This is a genomic window from Pseudomonas sp. KNUC1026, from assembly GCF_021650705.1.
In the GTDB taxonomy this organism is placed as follows: domain Bacteria; phylum Pseudomonadota; class Gammaproteobacteria; order Pseudomonadales; family Pseudomonadaceae; genus Aquipseudomonas.
Genome location: NZ_CP087138.1, coordinates 3,017,234 through 3,039,141, shown reverse-complemented (window position 1 = coordinate 3,039,141; position 21,908 = coordinate 3,017,234). Strand labels below are relative to the sequence as shown.

Annotated in this window: 12 protein-coding genes and 1 other RNA gene; 6 read left to right on the top strand and 7 right to left on the bottom strand. The window is 59.5% G+C overall.

What is annotated here, in order from left to right:
• Positions 1-84: 84 nt before the first annotated feature.
• From zipA to ffs, 3 genes are all read left to right on the top strand, one after another.
• On the top strand, positions 85-963 hold the full coding sequence (gene zipA / locus LN139_RS14075; RefSeq protein ID WP_236354440.1) for a cell division protein ZipA: 879 nt from the start codon (positions 85-87) through the stop codon (positions 961-963).
• Between the two features lie 98 nt (positions 964-1,061).
• A complete protein-coding gene (gene ligA / locus LN139_RS14070; protein WP_236354435.1) occupies positions 1,062-3,389 on the top strand; it encodes an NAD-dependent DNA ligase LigA in 2,328 nt (775 codons plus the stop codon).
• Between the two features lie 111 nt (positions 3,390-3,500).
• Positions 3,501-3,597, top strand: an RNA gene (gene ffs / locus LN139_RS14065) — signal recognition particle sRNA small type.
• 33 nt (positions 3,598-3,630) lie between these two features.
• On the opposite strand, the gene LN139_RS14060 is transcribed toward ffs, so the two are convergent.
• From LN139_RS14060 to LN139_RS14030, 7 genes are all read right to left on the bottom strand, one after another.
• The gene (locus LN139_RS14060) at positions 3,631-4,704 is read right to left on the bottom strand and encodes a fimbrial protein (RefSeq protein WP_236354433.1); all 1,074 of its coding nucleotides are present in this window, start codon (positions 4,702-4,704) and stop codon (positions 3,631-3,633) included.
• 59 nt (positions 4,705-4,763) lie between these two features.
• On the bottom strand, positions 4,764-7,229 hold the full coding sequence (locus LN139_RS14055; protein ID WP_236354430.1) for a fimbria/pilus outer membrane usher protein: 2,466 nt from the start codon (positions 7,227-7,229) through the stop codon (positions 4,764-4,766).
• Positions 7,230-7,240: 11 nt separating this feature from the next.
• Positions 7,241-7,903 (bottom strand): fimbrial biogenesis chaperone, encoded by a 663-nt coding sequence (locus tag LN139_RS14050; protein WP_236354427.1) that lies wholly within the window; start codon positions 7,901-7,903, stop codon positions 7,241-7,243.
• A 125-nt stretch (positions 7,904-8,028) separates the two neighbouring features.
• Entirely contained in the window at positions 8,029-8,565 is a 537-nt protein-coding gene (locus LN139_RS14045) for a fimbrial protein (RefSeq protein ID WP_236354425.1), read from the bottom strand.
• Between the two features lie 335 nt (positions 8,566-8,900).
• Positions 8,901-13,880: an RHS repeat domain-containing protein gene (locus LN139_RS14040; RefSeq protein ID WP_236354423.1), complete on the bottom strand. Its 4,980-nt coding sequence runs from the start codon at positions 13,878-13,880 to the stop codon at positions 8,901-8,903.
• Between the two features lie 19 nt (positions 13,881-13,899).
• Positions 13,900-15,840, bottom strand: a complete 1,941-nt coding sequence (locus LN139_RS14035; protein WP_236354422.1) for a hypothetical protein — start codon at positions 15,838-15,840, stop codon at positions 13,900-13,902.
• Between the two features lie 226 nt (positions 15,841-16,066).
• A complete protein-coding gene (locus tag LN139_RS14030; protein ID WP_236354421.1) occupies positions 16,067-17,194 on the bottom strand; it encodes a hypothetical protein in 1,128 nt (375 codons plus the stop codon).
• Positions 17,195-17,402: 208 nt separating this feature from the next.
• Between LN139_RS14030 and LN139_RS14025 the strand changes: the two genes are divergently transcribed.
• The 3 genes from LN139_RS14025 (at position 17,403) to LN139_RS14015 (ending at position 21,886) form a co-directional block, all read left to right on the top strand.
• The gene (locus LN139_RS14025; RefSeq protein WP_236354420.1) at positions 17,403-18,674 is read left to right on the top strand and encodes a hypothetical protein; all 1,272 of its coding nucleotides are present in this window, start codon (positions 17,403-17,405) and stop codon (positions 18,672-18,674) included.
• A gap of 82 nt (positions 18,675-18,756) precedes the next feature.
• Positions 18,757-19,230, top strand: a complete 474-nt coding sequence (locus LN139_RS14020; protein WP_236354418.1) for a hypothetical protein — start codon at positions 18,757-18,759, stop codon at positions 19,228-19,230.
• Between the two features lie 19 nt (positions 19,231-19,249).
• Positions 19,250-21,886, top strand: coding sequence for a hypothetical protein (locus LN139_RS14015; RefSeq protein WP_236354416.1), 2,637 nt, complete (start codon positions 19,250-19,252; stop codon positions 21,884-21,886).
• Positions 21,887-21,908: the final 22 nt, after the last annotated feature.

Sequence of the window (21,908 nt, the reverse complement as noted above, 5' to 3'; positions counted from 1 at the left end):
TCAGAACAGCGGCTTGGCGCCACGATTTAAAGGGGTTTACACCCTTATTTTTGTGTTCACTTTTTATTCGAGGCACAGGTTTACATGGAAATCGGTCTGCGTGAGTGGCTGATCGTCATCGGCATCGTAGTGATCGCCGGGATACTCTTCGATGGCTGGCGCCGTATGCGCGGTGGCAAGGGCAAACTGAGGTTCCGACTGGACCGCAATTACAGCAACCTTCCCGATGAGGAAGGCAGCGCAGAGGTACTGGGCCCTTCGCGGGTGCTGGAAACCCAGAAGGAGCCTGAACTGGACGAAGCTGACCTGCCGTCGATGAGCGCGCCGGTTCGCGAGCCTCGCGAACCCCGTGAAGGCAAGCGCAAGAAGGCAGCGGTAGCTGCCGAAGCCCCTCGCCACGTGGAGCCTGAGCTCGATGTCGAGCTGGCAGTGGACGAGCCGCGTATCAAGCCGCGCGAGCGCCTCGATGACTTCCCTGATGAAGACGCGCCTGCGCCGTCGCACAGCGGTGGCCCGGGCCTGGTGGGCGAGCCTGAAGAGGTGCTGGTGATCCTGGTGGTATCGCGTAGCGAAGCGGGCTTCAAAGGCCCGGCACTGCTGCAGAACATTCTGGAAAGCGGCCTGCGTTTCGGTGAAATGGACATCTTCCACCGCCACGAAAGCATGGCCGGCAATGGCGAAGTACTGTTCTCCATGGCCAATGCCCTGCACCCTGGTGTGTTCGACCTGGACGACATCGACCACTTCAGCACCCGCGCGGTGACCTTCTTCCTCGGCCTGCCTGGCCCGCGCCATCCCAAGCAGGCGTTCGATGTGATGGTGGCTGCAGCGCGCAAGCTGGCCCACGAACTCGACGGCGAGCTCAAGGACGACCAGCGCAGCGTGCTCACCGCCCAGACCATCGAGCATTACCGCCAGCGCATCGTCGAATTCGAGCGCCGGGCATTGACTCAGAAGCGCTAAGCTTCACCTTTCACGCGTCGCCCGGCATGGCCGGCCTCCAGTAACCGAGGCAGGCGGTGCCGGGCGATTGTCATTCCGGAACCTGTGAAACCATCGCCATGAACGTCGACGAAACCCGCATCCTCGAACTGCGCCAGCAACTGGACGAGCACAACTACCGCTATTACGTGCTCGACGAACCCAGCATTCCCGACGCCGAGTACGACCGCCTGTTTCGCGAGCTCAAGGCGCTGGAAGAGGCCAACCCCAACCTGATTACACCGGATTCGCCGACCCAGCGTGTGGGTGGCACGGCGCTGTCGGCGTTCGCCACGGTCAGGCATGAAGTGCCCATGCTCAGCCTGGGCAATGCCTTCGAAGAGCAGGACCTGCTCGATTTCGACCGCCGCGTGCGCGAAGGGCTGGAGGACGAGGCGGTGCAGTACAGTTGCGAGCCCAAGCTCGATGGGCTGGCGGTGAGCCTGCTGTACCAGGACGGGCAACTGGTGCGCGGCGCCACGCGGGGCGACGGCAGCACTGGCGAGGACATCTCGGTGAATGTGCGCACCATCCGCAACGTGCCGCTCAAGCTCAAAGGCAAGGGTTGGCCAGCCACGCTGGAGGTACGCGGCGAGGTATACATGAGCAAGGCCGGTTTCGAACGGCTCAACGCCGCCCAGGCCGAGGTGGGCGGCAAAACCTTCGCCAACCCGCGCAACGCAGCCGCTGGCAGCCTGCGCCAGCTGGATTCGAAGATCACCGCCAGCCGCCCGCTGGAATTCTGCTGCTATGGCATCGGCCAGGTGAGCGAAGACGTGAGCGACACCCACATCGGCAATCTGGAACAGCTGCGCAGCTGGGGCTTGCCCATCAGCCGCGAGCTGAAGGTGGCGGCCAATGTGCAGGGCTGCCTGGATTACTACCGCGACATCGGCGAGCGACGCCAGGGCCTGGCGTATGAAATCGACGGTGTGGTGTTCAAGGTCAACCGCATCGCCGGCCAGCGCGAGCTGGGCTTTCGCGCCCGAGAGCCGCGTTGGGCGATCGCGCACAAATTCCCCGCATCCGAAGAGCTGACCCAGGTGCTGGGCGTGGACTTTCAGGTGGGCCGCACGGGCGCGGTAACACCGGTCGCGCGTTTGCAGCCGGTGAAGGTGGCAGGTGTGACGGTGGCCAACGCCACGCTGCACAACATGGACGAAGTGGCCCGCCTGGGGGTGATGATCGGCGACACGGTAATCATCCGCCGAGCAGGGGATGTGATCCCGCAGGTGATGCAAGTGGTCACCGATCGCCGCCCGGAGAACGCAACGGCGGTAGAGGTGCCCAGCCACTGCCCGGTGTGCGGCTCCGAGGTGGAGCGCACGCAACTGATCAAGCGAAGCAAAGGCAAGCAAACCATCAGCGAAGGCGCGGTGTATCGCTGCGTCGGCCGGCTGGCCTGCGCCGCGCAGCTCAAGCAGGCGATCATCCATTTCGTCTCGCGCCGGGCGATGGACGTGGACGGGCTGGGGGACAAGATCGTCGAGCAACTGGTGGAGAGCGGGCTGGTGAAGTCGCCGGCCGACCTTTACACGCTTGCGCAGGAACAGGTGCTGGCGCTGGAGGGGTTTGCCGAGGTGTCCAGCCGCAACCTGATCAACGCCATCGACGCCAGCCGCCAGCCTACCCTGGCGCGGTTCGTGTTCGCATTGGGCATCCCGGACGTAGGCGAGGAAACCGCCAAGGTGCTGGCCCGCACCTTGGGCAGCTTGAAGCGGATTCAGGTGGCTCAGCCCTTGCTGCTCACCTACCTGCCGGATATCGGCAATGAAGTGGCTTACGAGATCGGGCATTTCTTCGAAGAGGCCCACAACCGTACCGTGATCGAGCAGTTGCTCGCCCGCGGTGTCACGCCGCAGGGAGAGGGTGAGGTGCACGCCGAGTTTGCCGCCAGCACCACGTTCGACGGGCTGATAGCGAAGCTCGAGATTCCTTATGTGGGGCCAGGCGCTGCGCAAAAGCTTTCAGAAAAATTCGCAAGCATCGAGCAGCTGGTGCAGGCCGACTGGCTGGACCTGCGCCAGGCGCTGCCGGAGCGTGCCGCCGAATCGGTGCGTGCCTATTTCAGTGATCAAGGCCGCCGCGAGCAGGCATTGGCCGCAGAACGGCAACTGCGCGACTTCGGGATGCATTGGGCCAGCGTACGCCGCGAGGCCAGCAGTGACCTGCCACTGGCCGGCCAAACCTGGGTGCTCACCGGCACGCTCGAAAGCCTGACCCGCGATCAGGCCAAGGAGCAATTGGAAGCGCTGGGCGCCAAGGTGGCCGGTTCCGTCTCGGCCAAGACCCACACGCTGGTCGCCGGCCCTGGCGCAGGCTCGAAGCTTGCCAAGGCTCAGCAACTGGGTGTTGCGGTGCTGGATGAGGCCGCGTTGCAGGCCTTGCTGGCCGGGCATTCGCGGTAAGCGTTTGAAGTGGCGTGTTTTTTCGGGCTGCCGGTTGTATCCGGCCGGCAAGCCTGTACAATGGCCCCCGCTTGCCAGGGCAACCCTGCCAGGTGTGCGTTATGGTGACCCCTTCGGTCCCCTCGCAATGATTACCCGTTAACCTGGTCAGGCCCGGAAGGGAGCAGCCATAGCGGGAACATCGTGTGCCGGGGTGTGGCTGGAGGGGTTGCCACCCAACTCCCCCGCCGTATCGCTCACCTCACATGTAGCTGATGGTGAATCCCAGAGCCCCCAACGCTATTCCTGCCACAACCTCCGAAGCCGTGCCTGTCTGATACAACCTCACGGCGAAATCCAGCTGTGTTGCCCCGCTGACCGGGAGCCGCTGCATGTGCACGATATCGTTGAGCATCATTGGGCTGCCGTCGCTCTGCAACACCTGCATCGCGATGCCTTTGGCGGTCGAGCCGGTCATCAGCGAAAAGATACCCTTGTCCCGATCAATGGTGAGCGAGCCACGTTGAGGGTCGAACTGCAGATACACCTCGGTGGCGCCGTTGGCAGGGTCATCCTGGCAATTGGCCAGGGCGATGGAAAACTTCGTGGCCACCGTGGTGTAGCCAGGGCCGGTGAAGTCACTGGTGCTCCATTCGCCTAATTCTACCGAGCTAGGCACGCTGGCGCCCAGCTCACATTGGGCCTGGATCACTGTGCCGGTGATGGAGTAGCTCATCGCTTCGCCAGGGATATCCGTCATGGTGCCGCTGAACAGCTTGGTGTCGATCAGGTTCGGGCCCGGTTGGAGGGTATCGGTCTTGATCAGTGTCAACAGGCTGGTGCTGCTCGAGTACTCCCATTGGAATGGATTCAGTAGCAGCTGGGCCTGGAACGGCGGCATGGGCGGGCGGCCGTCGAGCGTTCGAATGGCCCTGGCCTGATTGAAGGGATTCAGGTATTCGAACTGGGCAGCTACCCCGTCGATGTTGGTCTTCAATAGGCGGTCTGGCGCGATAGGGGGAGGAAGGTTCGATGGGGGCGCAGCCAGCCCCATAGCCGCGCTGGCCTGGAGTATCAACGGCCGCTGATCGAGCTCGTTGAAGCAGGCGAGCATGGCGTTGCTGCCTATCTGCCGATCGAAACTCTGTATCTGAGCGGTGCCGATGATCGCGCCCAGCGGTGCATCGCGCGGCACGTAGACCGTACCGAAATTCTGCTTGAAGATCAGCGGCCCATCCGACAGGCCATTTTTGTGATTCCAGAAGCAGCCATCAACGGCGTAAGCCAGTTGCGGTGCCAGCGCCGCGAGCGCGAGAGTGAGCGGGATTGCTTTCATTGCAGGAGAGTCTCGTTTGATGAGGGGGCGGCCCTTTGCAGGCCGCTTGTACACTGTGTTCACAGGCAGGTGAGTGTGCGCTGCCTGAAGCCGTTTTCCTCGGGCCACAGCTGGGGGGCCAATTCAACGCCGCAGCGGCCCTCATCCAGGGTCACGTGCAGCACTTGCGGCTCGAGCGACGTCGCCAGCAGCAGTTGGCCGCCTTGGCCAACCATGCCCAGCACCGCGCCATTGGCATCTGTCACTTGAGCACCGAAGGGCAGGGGCCTGCCGTCGGCAGCCAGCAGGCGCAGGATCAGGCGGTTGACCTTGCGTGCTGCGAATTTCGCTCGAACGATCGCGCCGCGCCGCGGCACGACCTGCACCGTACCGTTGTCCAGCTCTACCTCCGGCCCAAGCTCGTGTGTGTCCAGTGTGACGCTGTTGCTGCGGTACGGGCGCATGTAGGGCACCAGGCTGTAGCCGTCGGCACTGGTGCGCTGCCGGCCGGCGTTCTGGACCGTAACGCCCTCGATGCCTGGCACGTGTACCAGGGCCATGGTGTCGCCTGCCATGGGGCTGAGCAAAAAACCATCCTCGTGCAGCAACAGCGAACCGGCTGCGCTGCCGTTGAGGTTCTGATAGCCGGGCCCTGCGTTGTAGCCCAGGCTGTAACTGCCATTCTGGCCCTGATAGGCCACGCTGGCGCCGAGGCTGTTGTGGCCTTCGGTCGAACGCGCCACGCTTGCGCTGTAATTAAGGCCGCGTTCGGTATCCGCTGTGCTCAGCGAGGCCCGTTGCGACCAGTTGCCCTGGCTGCTGACGGCATCGAAGCTGGCGCTGGACCAGTTGCCGAACTCCAGCGGCATCGATACCGACAGGCCGATCTGCCGGCTGTCCCATTCATAACCCGGGGCCTGGGCCACTGATTGCGTGGCGTAGGCGCTGTACTGCACCTTGCGCCAGTAGGTGCTGATATTGAACTGGACTTGCCGCCTGCTGGGCTGGCTGCCCCAATAGTCTTCCTGCGACAACGTAAGGGAGCTGCTGGTGTTTCTCCCGATCGGCTGGCTCATGGACAGTTCGAAGCGGCTGCGGCGGTTGCCCAGAAACGCCACATTGCGGCTGTGTTCGTATACGGCTTCGCCAAAGTCCCGATAGCCTTCGGTCGAATAGCGATAGCCGGCGAAACGCAGATAGGTACGGCTGGCGAAGTGTTTGCCGTAGCGGATGGCATAGCTCTCGCCTCGGCGAGCCGGGCCGGTTTGTGGCTGGCTTTCGGAGACGGTGATGTCCGCCGACAGTGCGCCCAGCGTTCCCAGGTCACGGGCGGCGCCCAGGGTCGCTGCTCGATAGAAGCTGGCCTGGCGCAAGCCCCCATAAGCGGTGCTCTTCCAGCCCAGCCCACGTGCAAGGCTTGCCTGGGCCAGCATTGGCCGGTCCAGCTCAGCGCGGGCCGGTGCATAGCGGCCCACCGATGCCTCGTAGCGCCACACCCCCTCTCGCAAAAGGTTGCCCAGCGAGGCATACGGCTGAGTGAAACGCCGTACCTGGCCGTCGGCTTCGGTGAGGGTGACCTCCAGCTCGCCATTGCCATAGACCGCCAGGTCATCGAGCTCGAAGGCACCGGCGCTGACGTAGCCGGTGTAAACCGTGTAGCCGTTCTGGCGCACGTCTATCTTCGCCCGGCTCAGGGCAACTCCGCGAATCACCGGGGCATAGGCCTGCTGGTTATCGCTGAGCATGGCGAAATCGCTGGCCAGCACCGCACCCAGTATCGGCTGGGAAGTGAACACATCACCGCCGGTGTTGCTTTCTCCCACGGTGAGGTTGGCGTTCAGGCCCGGTACGTCCCGCTGGGCGTAGGTGTAGTTGCGCTGCCAGCGGCGGCCTTGCTGGTCGCTGCGCATGCTGTAGCCACTGCGCAGGCGCCAGGCACCGAGGTTGGCACCGGCATTGAACACAGCATCTTCGCTGCTCTGGTGTGCGCTTGCGCTGGCACTGCGCTGCGCCGACACCTGGTAATTGACGAAGGCCGCATTGATACCCTCATCCCAGCGTGAGGGAGCTACCTGCCCGCTGGCCTGGCTCTGCATGGCGATCTGTGGGATGGAAATAGCCAATGACATGGCCTGGCTGTCGAGCACCACGCTGGCATCGGCAATCGCTTGCGGCAGGTCCAGGCAGGCGGCGTGGGCCAGTGCCGGATCTTGCAATGTACTCAGGCGCAACCCCAGGCTGGCGAGCCACTGGGCCGGAAGGCAAGGCTGGAGTTGGCCGTCAGCGGCCTGGCTGAACTCCAGCTCATGAGCGCCGTGATCCTGCAGGTTGAGGCTGACCCGAACGGTGTGTGCTCCGGGGGCGAGGGTGGTGTGCTGTTCGAGCGCGGCCAACGCTGCCTGGCCCGCGCTGCCCTGGTAGAGAAACGCAGGGTTGAAGCGAGCCGGCTCGGCGTGCGCGGCATGTGCAGCGAACACGCTGGGGCCGGTCATGGCCAGCAGCGTACACAGGCGTGTGCGAGCCTTGGCTTTCTGGGATATAGGCATGGTAGTCAGGCTCACTGCTCAGTTGTGACCGAAGCTGTGTGCAGCTCGCCGGTACCGCCGTAGTCGTTGATGGTGCTGAAGCGCACGTGCAGCGGCGCGCTGGCTCCTTCCGGCAGGCGCAGGCGCAGGTCGGCAAAGGGCTCGACCATGCCTGGCTGCAGGCGCTCGCCTTGAGCGGTGAGTACCTGGCGGAAGGTGAAGTGATAGGGCGTGGGGTTGGTGACGCGCACCTCTCCGGTTGCCGGCAGCCACTGCCAGGCAAGCTCGCCTATACGCTTCTGCGGCTCGCCCTTCAGCGCCTTGGGGCGATGGAAAAGCTTGATGCGGGTACGCAGCGCGATGCTCAGTACGTTCGAGGTATCGTCGCCAGGCTTGGCCTGGGGGATTTCCTGCAGGTTGAAGAAAAACAGCGACTCCCGGTCGTCGGGCAAGGTGTGCGGCAGGCTGTTGATGCGCACCAGTTGGTCTTTGCCCGGGTCCAGGCGGAACAGCCCGGGTGAGGGCATGAACGGCACCGCAGTGGTGGTATCGTCCGCCGCAGTGTTGACCCAGGTTTGTGCTGCATAGGTGTGCTGTGAGGGGTTGCGAATCATCACGCTGGTGCTTCGCTGGTCGCCCTCATGGACGATGCGGGTGGCACTCAACACGAGCGCAGCGTGGCTGGTGCTCGCCATGCAGCCCATTGCAAGGGCGCAAAAAGTGGCCACCTGCGTGTGCAGGCAGCGTTGAACAGAGACAGGGACATGAACGGCTCCGCAGGCAGAGCCTCGCCGGGCATCGCGCTCGGCGAGGCATGGCATCAAGGCAGGTTGACGACGAATTGCACGTCGGCATCCACTGCACCGGCTGTGACGGCGTTGGTGGTAGCTACCATGGCGGCGGTGAAATTCAGGCGGCTTTCACCGGTTTCATTGACCTTGTAGGCGGAAGAGGGGGTGTCTGGCGGCACGTCTTTGCGGGTGTTGTCTTGCAAGGCAATAGCGATGTTTTTAGCCGCATCGGCACCCGGCTTGATCAGGTAGAACTCGCTGTCGCTGCCGTCCAGGCCCGAATAGGTGACGGTGACTTCGTCACCGGCCGCGAAACCACAGGCTGCGCCGTCCTTGATCAGCAACTGGAAAGAAACCGGGCGGGTTCTGTCTTTTGCGGCCGTGAAGAAGTCCTTGGTGTAAGTGCCCAGGTTGATGATCGAGCCGTTGCCACCGCTGATCGGGTCGACGACCTCGATCGGGCAGGTAGCATCGGTGATCTTGCCTTTGAACTGGATGGTGCCGGTGTTGGCCATGGCCATGCCGCTGATTGCCATCAGCGCAAAACCGAGGGAAAAGCGTTTCATCGAAAAACTCCTGTAAGTCATAGCCGCTGCGTGGGCAGCGGCTGGGGGCGAAACTTACGTAGGTTTTTCGATGTTTGATATTGGGAAATGTCTGGTAAAGGGGTACCGGCAGTACCGTGAAAGGCTTCTTCTGACGGGAAGAAATTTCCCGGTGTGCTTCGAGCAAACCGAGAGAGTGGGGCATTACTATCAATAGGTGATTTGGATGTCTCTCAATGCTGGGTCAATCATGCATTAGCTCCGGGTTGTTAGGCTTGAATTTTTCTGGTTTGAACCAGTCAACTTCAGGCGTGCAATCTTGATTTGATTGAGTGCCATATCCCAATGTGGTTCAGCTAATCCCAGGTCTCTGAATTGGAAAATTTTGTTTCTTCATATCTGGTTCGCGCGCTTTCATTAGACATTGGCCCCCCTTTTGTTCTGCGGATTATGACCGGTGAGTGTTTTTTCACTGCACGCTGGGGATTAAACTTATAAATTATCGAAGGAGTATTGTCGAGGGGGGGTGGAGGCGTTGAATTCCTCCTCAAGGGTTCAAAAAGATCCATGTTCTGGATATTCGAACTACTTGAGTTGGTTCTCAATGAATGCACTGAGGAAACTGAACTGCTTGAAGAAATTGATGCTGCATAGCCAGAGCCAATAGACTCAGAAAACGATGTGTTCCGGGAATAATCGATTGATGGTAAGGAACGGCGGCCCCAAGGAGCGATTTTAGCCCTTGGTATGATAGTAGGGACGTCTTCCACTATCTCTGCAGCGAACTTCGCACCTTTCCCAGCCAACTTCCCAGCCAAAGCCCCTGACCCCAGATCAACCACCATGAACATGATTCCAATCAGCAGGTTATCCTTCACGATCTCCATCGCCGCCAACGTGCTCCATGTAAGGCTTGCAGCCGAGGTGATGGTACTCACCAGCAACGGCGCGCCCAGCCCGAACGAATACGCGGTGTAAGCCAGGGACGCCACCGTCAGCGCTGCAGCGATCACGACACTGCTCCAGCGCTGCCAGAACGTGATCTTCGGTGCCGGCTCAGGCTCGGCGATGCGCTGTGGCCCGGCCATCTTGCTGGTGTAGTGGCCGGTAGGGTCCTGATAGGCCACCGGGTTGCCCGACGCGTAGGCATAGGGATTCAGGCCGCCACCTTCGAAAGGGCTTGCCGAGTCCGGGGCGTTGAAGCGTCGCAGCCATGGCAGGTAGGCGCGGTAGCCCTTGCCGAGCAGGTAGCCGTGGAGCTCCGGGTCGAGCGCCTCGCCATTGAAGCCCAGTGCTGTTTGCAACGCATCGCCAGGGTTGCCCCAGGCGTCGTAGCTCACCCACTGGGCCGAAGAGTTGCCGGGGGCGGCATGAACGCTGCCTTGCGGGGAGGTGGCCAATAACCGGTGCTGTTTGTCGCTGTGCTGCGCCACGGCATTGCCGTTGGCGGCATACATCAGCTGTGTGCGCTCGCCGTTGCTGTTGCGGTGGTGCAGTTGCAGGCCATCGTGAAAGTGAACCGTCTCCTCACCTGCCGCGTCGATCGTGGCTACCAATTCATTGTGAGGGTCGTAGCGGTACTGGCGTAAGGTGGCGCCACTGCGGTCATGGATGCTCACCAGGCGGCCGAGGGTGTCGTAGCGCAGCAGCCGTTCGCCATCGCTGGTCATGCAGCCGTTGGCGTCGTAGGTGAACACCGGGCTGGGCTGGTATCTGGGGTCTTCAGTGAAATACGTGACCTGCCGCACTTGCGAGAGGTTGTCGGGGTGGTATTCATAAATCGTGTCGACGTAGGGCTGGGCGTCGCCATAAGTGCTGTTCACCCGCGTCAGGTTGCCAAGTTCGTCGAACTCCATCGCTTCGTCCAGCAGCGGTTGGCCATAGCGGCCTTTGGGTAGCCACGCCGGTTCGCCTGTGTAGGCGCACCAGCTCAGGCGGCCGAGCAGGTCGTACTGGAAGCGCTCTTCCAGGCACAACTGCCCGCCCCTGTGATAGGTGCGCTGCAAAGGCATGTCATCGTCGCTGAAACACTGGCCGACAACATATTCTGGCTGGCCCGGAAGCTGGATCGTGCGCTGGGTTTCGCGGCCAAGATCATCGTAGGCAAAGGTGCAGGTGAGGGTTCCCTCCGGGCTATCGGTGACGGTTTGTTCCAGCTGGCCACGAATGTTGTAGAGGTGCCGGGTACACACTGGCCCCTGGGTGACGGTGGCAATGCGGCCGCAGGCGTCGTAGGTGTGCTGCGTGGGCACGGCACTGTCATCGGCACGCTCAAGCCTGCGCCCCAGCCGGCTGTTGTTCAGGCGCGTCGCATGGTCGGGCTGGCCGGGCCGTTTCAGCACGCTCTTTTTCAGCTGGCCAAGGCGGTCATACTCGAACGCCGTGCTGTGCGGATTCAGGCTGCTGCCAGACTCTTCGCCCTCGATCACCTGGCCGGTTCCGGGATGGTATCGATAGTGCTGCGTGGATGCGCCGGAGGAGGTTGCGACCTGCGTGGCCGTTTGCGCCAATGATGGCTCGTACGAATACGTCAGCACCTCGCCGCTGGCCAGCGTGCGGGTGTCGATGCGGTTGCTTCCATCACGGTAGGTGAAGGTTTCGGCCAGATCGCCATGGGCGCGTGAGGTCAAACGGCCCAGGCTGTCGAATCGCTGCTGGCCGGCGGTGACGAACCGCCCGCCCTGGCCCACTTCTACGCAAACGACCTGCGCAAGAGGCGTTGACGGGTCGAATCGGCTGCGTATCACGGAGTGGTCAGGGCGCTGCGTGGTCACGATACGGTCGCAGGCGTCGTAGCTGTAGGTGGTTGTGCGCTTGGCCAGCAGGCCTGCGCCTTTGCCAAGGTCGCGCAACTGCTGTTGTTCTTCGACGCAACGGCCATCGCCGTCATAGCGGTAGCTGGTCTTGCCGGCTACCTGCTCGGTGCCACCTTCGAAGGTATAGCGTTGCTCGAAATCGGTTTTACCGAACAGGTTGGCCTGCCGATGGAACTTGTTCCAGCATTCGCCTGGCCGCTGCGGGTGCTCTTGCCAGCTGGTCAGTGATGACACCGCGGGTGCGAGAGGCGTATGCGACACCTCGGTGACCGTGACCACGCCGTCCGGGGCGGTGCTTCGATACAGGTTGCCCCAATCGTCGTAAACGAAACGGCTCAGCAGCTCATAGGGTGCACCGGGGAAGTCGTCGTATTCGGCGTGCTCGGTGCATTGGTTCAAGGTGTTCCAGGCTTGGCGCTCAAGCAACACGTAGCTGCCGTCCTCCAGGCTGCGCAAGCGTTTGACCATTCTGCCCAGGCCGTCTTCGAGCGTTACGATTTCGACACCGTTGACGTCGATACTGACCGTCTCGTTGCCGCTGCCGTTGTTGTCTGGCCCCATGAAGCGATAGCGGTAACTGCGGGTTGCAGGGTAATCACCCTCGATATGTGCGTGCATCAAGCGGTTGAGGCCGTCGTATTCGAACCGCGTGACCACACCGTCCTCGTCGCCACTGGCCAGGGTTTGCCCGGTCAGGGTACTGAGTTCGGCCCAGGTTTCGATCGGGCTGTGCAGGCGGCTGCCCTTGCCGTCATGGCCAAACCGTCGCTGGGTAGTGATCAACGTACGCGCGCCCAGGCCCTTGCGTTGGTTGCCCAGTGCGTATTCGAAATCGGTCGTGTGTACAAACCCGTTGTGCTGTTGCTGCTTACGGACGATACGGCCGTGCAGCAGCGGGTCGCTGGGTACGATGTGGTAATGGGTCAACTCACCACCGAGCGCCTGCTCGACTTGGTCGCCCGGCCCCAATGTCTGAACGTGCCGCTCACATTCCATCAAAGAGCCCATGGCGGTGATGCCGTCGCCATCCAGCGGCGGCACCCACTGGTAGCGATAGACGGTTTTGCGTACGGGCGCACCTTCAGCGTGGCCTGCCGCCGGCCGTTGTATGACGGCCTTGAGCTTGTTGGGAAAGCCGTTGGGCTCGGCGGGGCAATCCAGGCCTTCGCCATCGATGGGGTAATAGCTGTACTCGGTCACGTGGCCATCTGCAGACTGCTCCCACGTCAGATTGCCATGCGTGTCGTACTCGAAGCGCTCCTGCTGTATCTGCTGGCCCCCGGCGTGCCGCCAGATTTTTTCCTGAACGCTGGGCATCTGAAAGTAGGGCGGCTGATCCTTGAAGGGCTTGTTCGGCTCTGTGTGGTAGGCCACCGCGTCGGTGATGACACAACCGTTCTGTTCGGTGCGCTGTTCCACTCTCTGGTGAAAGCGATCGTAGGTTCGGGTGGTGCTGCGCAATACCTGGCGCTGTTCATCGGTGGTGCCAGGCAAGGTTTGATCAGCGGTGGTGGAATATCTGAAATCGGGTTGGGTCTGTTTGTACAACTGATCGCTGCCATCGTTCTCCCAGGCAACGCCCTGGCTGCCGTAACCCAGGTAGTTCTGGGTCGAGTAGCTCCAGAAGGTAGTGGTCGCTGGCATGCCCAAACCGGGATCAAGCTCATGTTCGGTCACCCGGGGCAACGCAGGTTCCGCCGGCCTGCCGGGAAACAGGTGCCCCGCGTCGTCGTATCTGACGCGGTCGACCGTGCCTTCCGGCGTCCGAACCTGTTCGATGCACAGGTAACCGCGCTTGGTGGTGTAGCCGAACGCCCATTGCGCGTTGTCGACGCCGACCACGCTGACACGGTCCAGGCGTCTGTCCCTGGTCTGGAAGTCCATGCTCAGGTGTTCGCTGCCATCTTCCTGTGGCGCCAGGCGCAGCAGTGCACCGTCAACGCGGTAGTCGATGGTCAGCAGAACGTTGCCGCTTGCGTCTTCCAGCCGGTTGAGCTGTGGCGTGCGCACAGTCTGATCGGCGGTGTAGCTGGCTTTCAGGGTATGGCCCTGGGCGTTCTCAATGCGCTCGGGCAGTGCAACATTGCCGCTCAGGGTAGTGAACAGGCGCAGGTGCTCGATCAGCCCCGAGCGATGGATCACCGTGAACGGGCCTCTGGTGAGGTCTGGGGCATGGAAATGAAAGGTGTCCAGTTTCTGTTCATTGAGCCTGGCCGGCACATCGCCTTCGCTCGATTGGTCGACACGGAAGGTTTCACCGGCCTGAGTACTGAGCAGGCGGTTGTTATCGGGGTTGTAGCGGGTGAGGTTGATGCTCCAGCCAATGCCGAAGCCGTGGTTTTCCTTGTCTGCCGCATTGAAGCTGAGCGCCAGGGGCAAGGTCGGGCCCGCCATGTTCGCGCTGAAAAACTCAGGGAATGTGATGACCGCAGTGAACTGCCCTGTGCGCGGGTCTACCCCGGCGTTGAGGTAGTCGCAGTAGTTATGGGCATTGGATTGGACGTTGGTAAGCGAACTCATGGTCAGGCCCTCCAGGGGTTCAGAATTTCAACCGGCCGCAGCGGTAGTAGGTATCCCCGTTCTCATCGCCTTTGTGCCGGCGGCCGACGAGTGCTTCGCCAGCAGGGCAAGAAAAGTCGTGCTTGCGTTCCGATACCTTCTGCCAGTTGCCTGAGAGCTCGACGATTGTGGGGCGCTTCTGGTACGTCACCGTTGCGCAGCGGTAGGTGGTTTTTCCAGATTCGGTGTCACCGGTGTGCGCTCGCCCGACCATCACCGTGTCTTGCGGGCAGTCGAACCAGGTGCCGGTCTTTTCATTGAAGTTTTCAAAGTTTCGTGTCTCGGAGACCTCGATACTGCCGTTGCCGCTGCACTGGTACCGTGTGCTGCCGTTTTCATCACCTTCATGCATGCGGCCGGACAGCATCTGCGTGGCACTGCAGGTGAAGTCATGGCCGGATTCCGAGAGGTCGCCTGTCACGAACCATGTCGACAGCGGCACATTCGTAGCCGGCACCGTATCGCCCGGTTTTCTGGAGACCGACAGGCGGATGCAGGGGAGATCGGTTTCGTTCGGCGTGCCGCGCTTGCTCTCCAGCATCAAGCGATTTTCGATAGGGCTGCCTTCGCTGGCAGCGAAAAAATCCTCGATATTCATTTCCCCGGTACTGGCACCGTCGGCGGTGCTGCGTAACGTGAAGGAGTAGGCGCTGTTGGTGTCTTCGGTGTCGCAGGTTGGGTTGGAGGTCACCGTGACCTTGCTGGCCGACGGGATGCCCTGGAGGATGATCTTGCCGATCTTGCGGGTGTCGGGGTTCTCATCGTAGGGCAGGCCGGCCTGGTAGCCGCGCAGCTCGTACTGAACGGTGCGCCCTGCTTGCGGGAGTGCGAAGGCATAGCCCCGAGTGTTGTCTGGCGCAATGACCGTGACGCTTCCGTTGTTCTCTTGCAGAGGGTTGCCGGTAGTATCGTTTGCGGGAGAAGGGAGTGAATCCGGATAGGTGAGCAGCGTCGCGCAGCGGTAGCCGACACTTGGGAAATCTCCGCCCTTACGTGCCTTGACGCCAACGACTACTTGAGAAGTTTGACAGGTGAAATCATGCGACTCCGATGTACCGGTTATTTCGAAAGCTTCGTCATTGATGAGCATCAGCGGGCGGTGCTTTGTGTCGTAGAGTGAACTGCAAGTTGCTTTGAAATCAGCATTGTTAGAGGGGGTGAATGCTTCATGCCTGATTTGAAGGCCTACCAGCGCCTGTTGGGCTGGACATTGAAAATCGACGTTTTGCCATGATTTCCAGTCGGTGGAGGGCGAGGGCTGCACCGTCAAGCCAGGAAAGTTCCCGCAGCGGATTGTTTGCCTGTATGAATGATAATTGGCGGTCAATGCATAGTCGCCTACCACGGGAGCGTTGTACTGGTTAGCACAGGTATCAGAAGAGCCCAGAGAGTAAGGCAACGATTTCGGGACCAACGCAGCCTTCACCGATGGAACATTGCCGCCGGGCAGGCGTGATGTGGAAATCCTGACACAGGCCAGTTTGTCCAGGTTGTTGTTACCCGCCTTGCGATAGGTATCGGATACCAATAACCCTTTGTTCAACACACTGCCTTTAGGGTAATTCATCAGCACTTCCATCGCGGCAGGACTGTCTGAAAGAGGCCAGTCGGTGTCGCTGGTGGTTCTTAGCTCTATCCAGAAATCAACGTTGGCATTGCGGGCGCAGTTACGGTCACTGCTCATGAATACTGTGGTAGCGGAGGGCAGGTTCTTGAAGCGTATGGCCCGGATAGGCCTTGTTCCCTGGGCCGGGGGATCCGTGTAGGTCGTGTATTCCTGAACCCAACCCGGGGCGGGGTTCGGAGCCAATATATGGCCGTTGTTGAACTCGTCATATACCGTAATGGAGCCCATCTCGGCCGCGTGCACATTTGCCATTGCGGCCACTGTCCACAGGATGCAGGCAAGGCAGTGTTTCATGGTGCTGTTTCCCCCAGGCGTCGGCGTAGTGTGTGTGAGCCCGCTTTTCGATCAAGCACTCAGTTCAGTGGCGAGATCGTTGAAAGACGGTTGCTCATGCGTTGTACGCATTTGCAAAGTTGCCGTGTGAGCACCGAGTGGCCGAGCAATGTAGCCGCCGAGGTCAAGAATCATTCAACGGCTTCATTGAGTTCTCTGCGGCACGGGTTCGGGCAGTGTTCAGCGTCTAGAAAATGTCGCCGCAGGTGACAGTACTATTTTTTGTTTCATCGCCTTTATGGTGGCGGGCAATAATAATGCCTGGAGAGCAGTCCATCTCGGATTCGTTTTCCTTGTGCACTATCGTCCTGCTTTCGAATACGCGACTGGTAACATCGAAAACGGTATTTTTGAGCTTGCTGCACTGATAGTAAGTCGTTCCGTTTTCGTCATCGGTATGCCCCATACCCACAAGTACGTAATCAGTACTGCAGGCAAAGGTATGGTCTGACTCTGTCCCGCTGCTCGACTGCATATCGCCAACAAGCTCGAGAACACTCGAGTTCTGCCACTGGCGAGCGCACCCATAAACGGTTGCATCATTTTCATCGCCCCAGTGCGCGCGCGCCGTCATCACCGAGTTGGATACGACCGCTTCAGCGCAGGTTCGCGTGGGGGAATCAGACTGTTTGCTGACCAAATACAAGCCACCACCAGACGTGACAGTGCCGCCAGTGACTTTCTTGCAACTGACACCACCCCCAAACCTTCTATCGCCATCGCTTGTCGCAAGAATGCCTGTTGCAACTGATCCATCTGCACATCCAGTGGCTGCGGAATTCTCCTTGAGAGGGGCGGCGCCCTGTGTTGCTGGTGATGCCGATTCGGCCTGCAAGCTATAGCCATCCAGTGCCTGGCACTTTATAAGCACTTGCCCGGTATTTGGCAACTCGACGCTGATGAGAGCGTTGGAGGCGGGGCAATTTACGGCGCTCCTGGATGGGCCAACCACTGAGGTCACTTTTCCACTGAGCTTGATGATTTGATTGCCACTGAGGAGTTTGGTGCAACTCATAGCGTAGTAACTCGAATGTCCTTGATTAAGCGAAGCGTTGACCCAAGCAGTACCATTCACTACCGTGTCGGTCTTACCACCACCACGGCAATCCATTGCCGGGTTTGACGTAGATTTTCGCTCTACCAACAAGAACGCCAACGAATCGGAAGCCTGCATTGTGCGTTGAGCTTCGCGGGCGGGCTGGCGAGCTGGAAAACACCCCGCCAGTTGCAACGCCAGTGCGCAAGCCAGGGGGATCGAAAGGAACAAGGCTGAACATCTTGCCAGTTTCGAACGAGTCAATAATGGATTGTTCATTTTGGTTTCTCGGCCGGAAGAATCAGGAGCCCTTAAAAAACACCAGGCGAGGCAAGGGTGCAACTGGCAGAGTTTTCAGGTGGGCATATGTTCGGCAGAGGGGGCGCAGAAAATAATGTTTCAATCGCTGCAACTGATAGATCTGCCAGTTAACAGAGCCTTGCGCAATCGGTAAAACAAGTGGCAAGCCAATTACAGGTAAGCCGCCATGGCAACTCGACGCGGTACTCCGGCCCCTACGCCGGATATTCCACTTATGCAGGGCCAGGTCATCTTTGTGGATGACCTCAATGGGCAGAGCCTTGATACCTGGTTGGTCTGGTCGGATGTACAACTGGGCCATGAGTTCGAGATTCACTGGCGCGGGCGGACAGCGGACGGGCACAGCGTGGATCACTTGAGCAGTGTTCGGCTTGTGGATGATCAGAACTTCGAGAACGGCCGGGTTCTCGTCAGTATCGGTTATGAGTTGCTTGATCGGGCGCGTGGCGGAGAGGTGTTTTACTCGTTCGAAGTAGTAACTGCATCCAGCCCGAATGTGGGCGAATCATTGCGGCTGATCATATTTCTGGATCGGGCACCGTTGTTCGGTGACCTTCCCCCGGTAGCGCAGATACATTCCAGCCATGGCCTGGTCATCGACCTGTCGCAGGTGCCCAATGACGTTTATGTGCATGCGCCGCCTTATCAAGCCATGGCCAAGGACGATGTGGCCACATTGACCTGGCAGGGTTACCGCAGTGGCGACGATTCCATGCCGATCGCCCCCTGGTCACAGGATATGAAAGTTGGGCAGGCCGATATAGGCCACCCGCTGACGTGGAAGGTGCCCAGGAGCGAGCTGCAAAAAAGCAATCGCCAGCACGGCACCTTGTCATGGCGTGTTACCCACGCCGCGACCCGCGAAATCAGTGTTTCTGCTGCACAGCGTTTCAGCCTTGCGCCACCCCTGCCGGGGAATCGCTTGATGGTCCCCGAACTCCCAGACGTAAAAGGCGACGTGCTGGTGCCTGGGGATTATCCCGACGGCGTTCGCGTGCGCTGCCCTGTCCCGGATCGGCTGTTGGCGGGCGATACCGTGTTGTTGTATTGGGATGACGGCAGTGAACTCTGGGCATACGCCAAGCTGGTGGATGCCTCGGTGCTGACAAGCCAGAAGCTGGAATTCACCGTTGGCGCGCAGGCGCTGGCGGCGCTGGGGCAGGGCAAGAATACATTGAGCTGGGCTTTCGCCCGGCCGGGTATGGCATTGGCCAGTACCTCGCTTGTGTTGACAGTGGCCCAGCGGCTTGCGCTTCCCTTTCCGCTGATCGATGGGGATAGCCGTGATCAGGGTGCTCCCCGGACGAAGGGTACCTGCGTGCGATCCAGGTGGCCCAGGACCAGGGTGTGGTTGCCAGGGTGCCTGCCACCGCAAATATCGCAAAGGGGGTGGTTCACCTGCATTGGCTGGGCAATTGCGCAGGTGGCCAACATATAGTCGAGGAGCCCGTGGACCAGCAGGAACCGCCGGCGTTTCGAATCCCCCCGAGTATGTCGCCCCCAATCTGCTGCACGGCCCGGTGAAGGTGTTCTACCGGGTGCACACCTCATCCGATGCCTACCAGGATTCGGAAATATACCGCCTGACGATAAAACCACCCGAGGCGCACGAACGAGAGCGGCTGCAGTGCTTGCAGGCCAGTAGTCGCCTGGAGGTCAGCCTGGCAACTGCCAGGAGCAAAGGGCTCACGTTGAGGTTGGAGCGCTGGTTACTGATGGAAGCCGGCCAGCGCTTGTGGGTGGCAGGTACATTTCTTGAACAGCCAGCAGTAGCGAAGTTCTGGGCCACGCAGGGTGGAGAGGCGGGTCAGTTGGTTTCTGCGGTGGATATCGCACGTGGATATGTGGAGCTGCAGGTCGCCAACAGCAACTTCGGCCCAGCCCTGGTGAACCACGAGCTGCGTTTCGACGTACAACTGGCTTTTGAAAAACCTTCTGATCGGCAAAGCCCATTGCTGGATTTTCCGCCGTTGACATTGCGCTTTGTCGCATGAAAACTCGAAGGAGAAGAACATGAAAAAGAGCAAAGAAAAAACCGAAGTCGAAAAGCTTCTGGAGTGGATGGGAACGAACGACTACACATGGGGCAGCAGCGCGGTAGCCATTTACGGTCGGGAAGCGACCAACTTGTTACTTCGACAGGAATATATAGAAAAATTCAACACAGGCGAAACCGTTCCGCTTTGGAACGAGTGGGTGAAAGAAGAGGATAATCTGCCCGCGCGCCTGGTCAATATTACATTCGATGCACCGCTGATAACATTCAACCTCAATGAATGGAGTTCTCCAATCGTCAAGCTCGTGCACAGAACGGCTTCGGGCATGCAGTTGAGTGTCGCCAAGCAGGTTACGAACGATAACGAGCCTGATCAGCATCAGCACGTGGTACACCGCCTGCGTTACATTTCCCCCATGAACGGGCCCGTCAAGGAAGATGCAGTAAACCTGGCATCGAAAACGGGTGATGAACTCGTAGCAAAAGCTTACATGCCGCTGTACTCGAACCAGGCGGCGCAGACTGCACGCTTTACGGTTACGACCAACAAGAAATATGAAAAAGAAGCCGGAGAGAAGTTGAATGCTTACTTGCGTACCTTGCCAAAGGTGAAAACGGAGTATGTATTCGGTGAAGTACGGGAGGATGCCAATCACTTCTTTCAGCCTAAAGAATTTGTAATCAGAGTCACGAAAAAGACCAGCGCTGAGGAGAGCGCTGACACCGATGGTTCAACGGTGATGCTTTTTATAAAAGCGCATGAAGACGACAGGGCCGGTTACCCGGAATCCGAACCTGCGCGCAGCTTGCTTGCGGACCCCCATAACGCGACCTTGGCATTGTCCGGCGGCTATCTGCTTCGCAGGGTACTGGAGACTGGATTCGTTACGCTGATTGAAGGGGGCGCCTACGCGCTAAGCCCCCTGTCCGACGACGATGCTGTTGCGGCATTCAAATTCAAAAGCGGAAAATTGAAGAAGTTCCGGCTGGCTGAAGAAGGTAGCGACTGGAACCTTTCGGGCGATACCCCTGAGTTTAACTTGGGTGAAGGTACCCTGAAGGATGATCCATTGGCAGGTGCATCAGGGATGACCATCAAGTTGGTCAAGAGAAACGGTATAGCCATAGACCTGACCTGGGCCAAGCGGGAAGCTGTTGGAACCTACACTGTCAATGGACAATCTGTCACGGTCGAACACAACTGGATGATGAACTGGACTTACAACCTCACCTTGCGGAACAGTCAGTTGATGTTGGAGATTGACAATGAAAGAACCGCCGCCGATATGTTGCTTGTGCCGCAGCAGGCGTTGGCCGGCCAGCGCCAGATCATCGAAGTTATCGAAAAAAAGATAAAGGAAATCTGCCTTGATGAAGTCTTGGCCGCACTCGAAAAGGCGGTTGGAAACTTGAATGTCATGCATTTGAATCAACTGTTGTTTCGTAGCGACGACCCCGTACCCCTTGATAAGCTCGAGCTGGCTAAAAGCCCGGTAATGTTTGGCCAGGTGTCACCTTCACGAACTGCCTTCTATATAGAAACGCCCCCCAGCACAGCGGTTCTGACGCGCGCTCGGGGCACAGGTGAGCGCCCAGCGCGAACCGTAGAGTTGCAGGCTGTGGAACTGGATGGGGAGGGTAAACCCGGCTACAGGAAGTCAGGCGCTGCCAGGTACATTCAGTCGGACACTGGCATGGGAGACGTGATCAAACACGTTACCATAGGCGAAAAAATGCATCTCAAGATCGGCCGCTTTGGCGAAGTTGCAATTGAGACAGTGGCCTGGAGTGTCGTATCTGCAGAGCCCGACTACACAGGTGAGCTGGGCTCCTTTTCCAATCCTGCAGAAATTGAAACCTATTACCTGCCGCCTGCACGGCTCGTAAACACGCGCTTCATTACAGTGCGAGTGTCGGCAAAGGTAAAATTCAAAAGTGACAGCAGCGAATATATCAGTTCGGAACTGGTACGTGTATATGATACGCGGCTTCATGTCGGCCCTTTGATCCAGCGTGTCGACTCCAACAAACTGGCAAGGTTATCGGTGACCTCTTCGCAGCCCTATGACACCATCACTGCATATATGGAAGCCCCTGGGTCTGTTGTAGGGGAAAGTATCGAGCCGAACGGAGAAGACCCTGAATGGCCATGGACGTATACCGCGCCCGCCAAGGCGAGTATAGAAGATCCTGATGCGCCCGGGCATGCACCAGGATATCTACTGCGGCGAGCCATCTTTCATGATAGGGAACAGACAACCACAGCCGATGCCTATTTTTGGGTGCAATTTCAACCTGAAGAATTTGCCATTATTTGCACGCATTCGGAAATTGATTCGAACAGGAACCGTATACAGCTTTCGGCAGTGTGGACCAACGACGGCGAAGTGGTCACCGATGAATACGGTGATCTTGTATGGACAGCGGTGCATGGTGAGGGGGAGTTGATTGTAAGCCCTGATGGCGCTACGGCAACTTATACCTATTCGCCCACTGTCAAGCCCATGTTTGTCTTCATTTCGCTGAAGATGATAGAAACAAGACGCGAGGCAGAAGATGAGACGTTCGCCCCGCCGCTCAGAACATGCAGGTATGGGGCACGCATTATTCCACTCCCGTGGGTCGATATTCCCGATCCTGAACTCGAGCCGTGAAGTGCAAGCACGTCGGTTTGGG

Coding starts and splice junctions, on each gene's coding strand:
- zipA (WP_236354440.1), top strand. CDS start 85: ATGGAAATCGGTCTGCGTGAGTGGCTGATCGTCATCGGCATCGTAGTG.
- ligA (WP_236354435.1), top strand. CDS start 1,062: ATGAACGTCGACGAAACCCGCATCCTCGAACTGCGCCAGCAACTGGAC.
- LN139_RS14060 (WP_236354433.1), bottom strand. CDS start 4,704: ATGAAAGCAATCCCGCTCACTCTCGCGCTCGCGGCGCTGGCACCGCAA.
- LN139_RS14055 (WP_236354430.1), bottom strand. CDS start 7,229: ATGCCTATATCCCAGAAAGCCAAGGCTCGCACACGCCTGTGTACGCTG.
- LN139_RS14050 (WP_236354427.1), bottom strand. CDS start 7,903: ATGGCGAGCACCAGCCACGCTGCGCTCGTGTTGAGTGCCACCCGCATC.
- LN139_RS14045 (WP_236354425.1), bottom strand. CDS start 8,565: ATGAAACGCTTTTCCCTCGGTTTTGCGCTGATGGCAATCAGCGGCATG.
- LN139_RS14040 (WP_236354423.1), bottom strand. CDS start 13,880: ATGAGTTCGCTTACCAACGTCCAATCCAATGCCCATAACTACTGCGAC.
- LN139_RS14035 (WP_236354422.1), bottom strand. CDS start 15,840: ATGAAACACTGCCTTGCCTGCATCCTGTGGACAGTGGCCGCAATGGCA.
- LN139_RS14030 (WP_236354421.1), bottom strand. CDS start 17,194: ATGAACAATCCATTATTGACTCGTTCGAAACTGGCAAGATGTTCAGCC.
- LN139_RS14025 (WP_236354420.1), top strand. CDS start 17,403: ATGGCAACTCGACGCGGTACTCCGGCCCCTACGCCGGATATTCCACTT.
- LN139_RS14015 (WP_236354416.1), top strand. CDS start 19,250: ATGAAAAAGAGCAAAGAAAAAACCGAAGTCGAAAAGCTTCTGGAGTGG.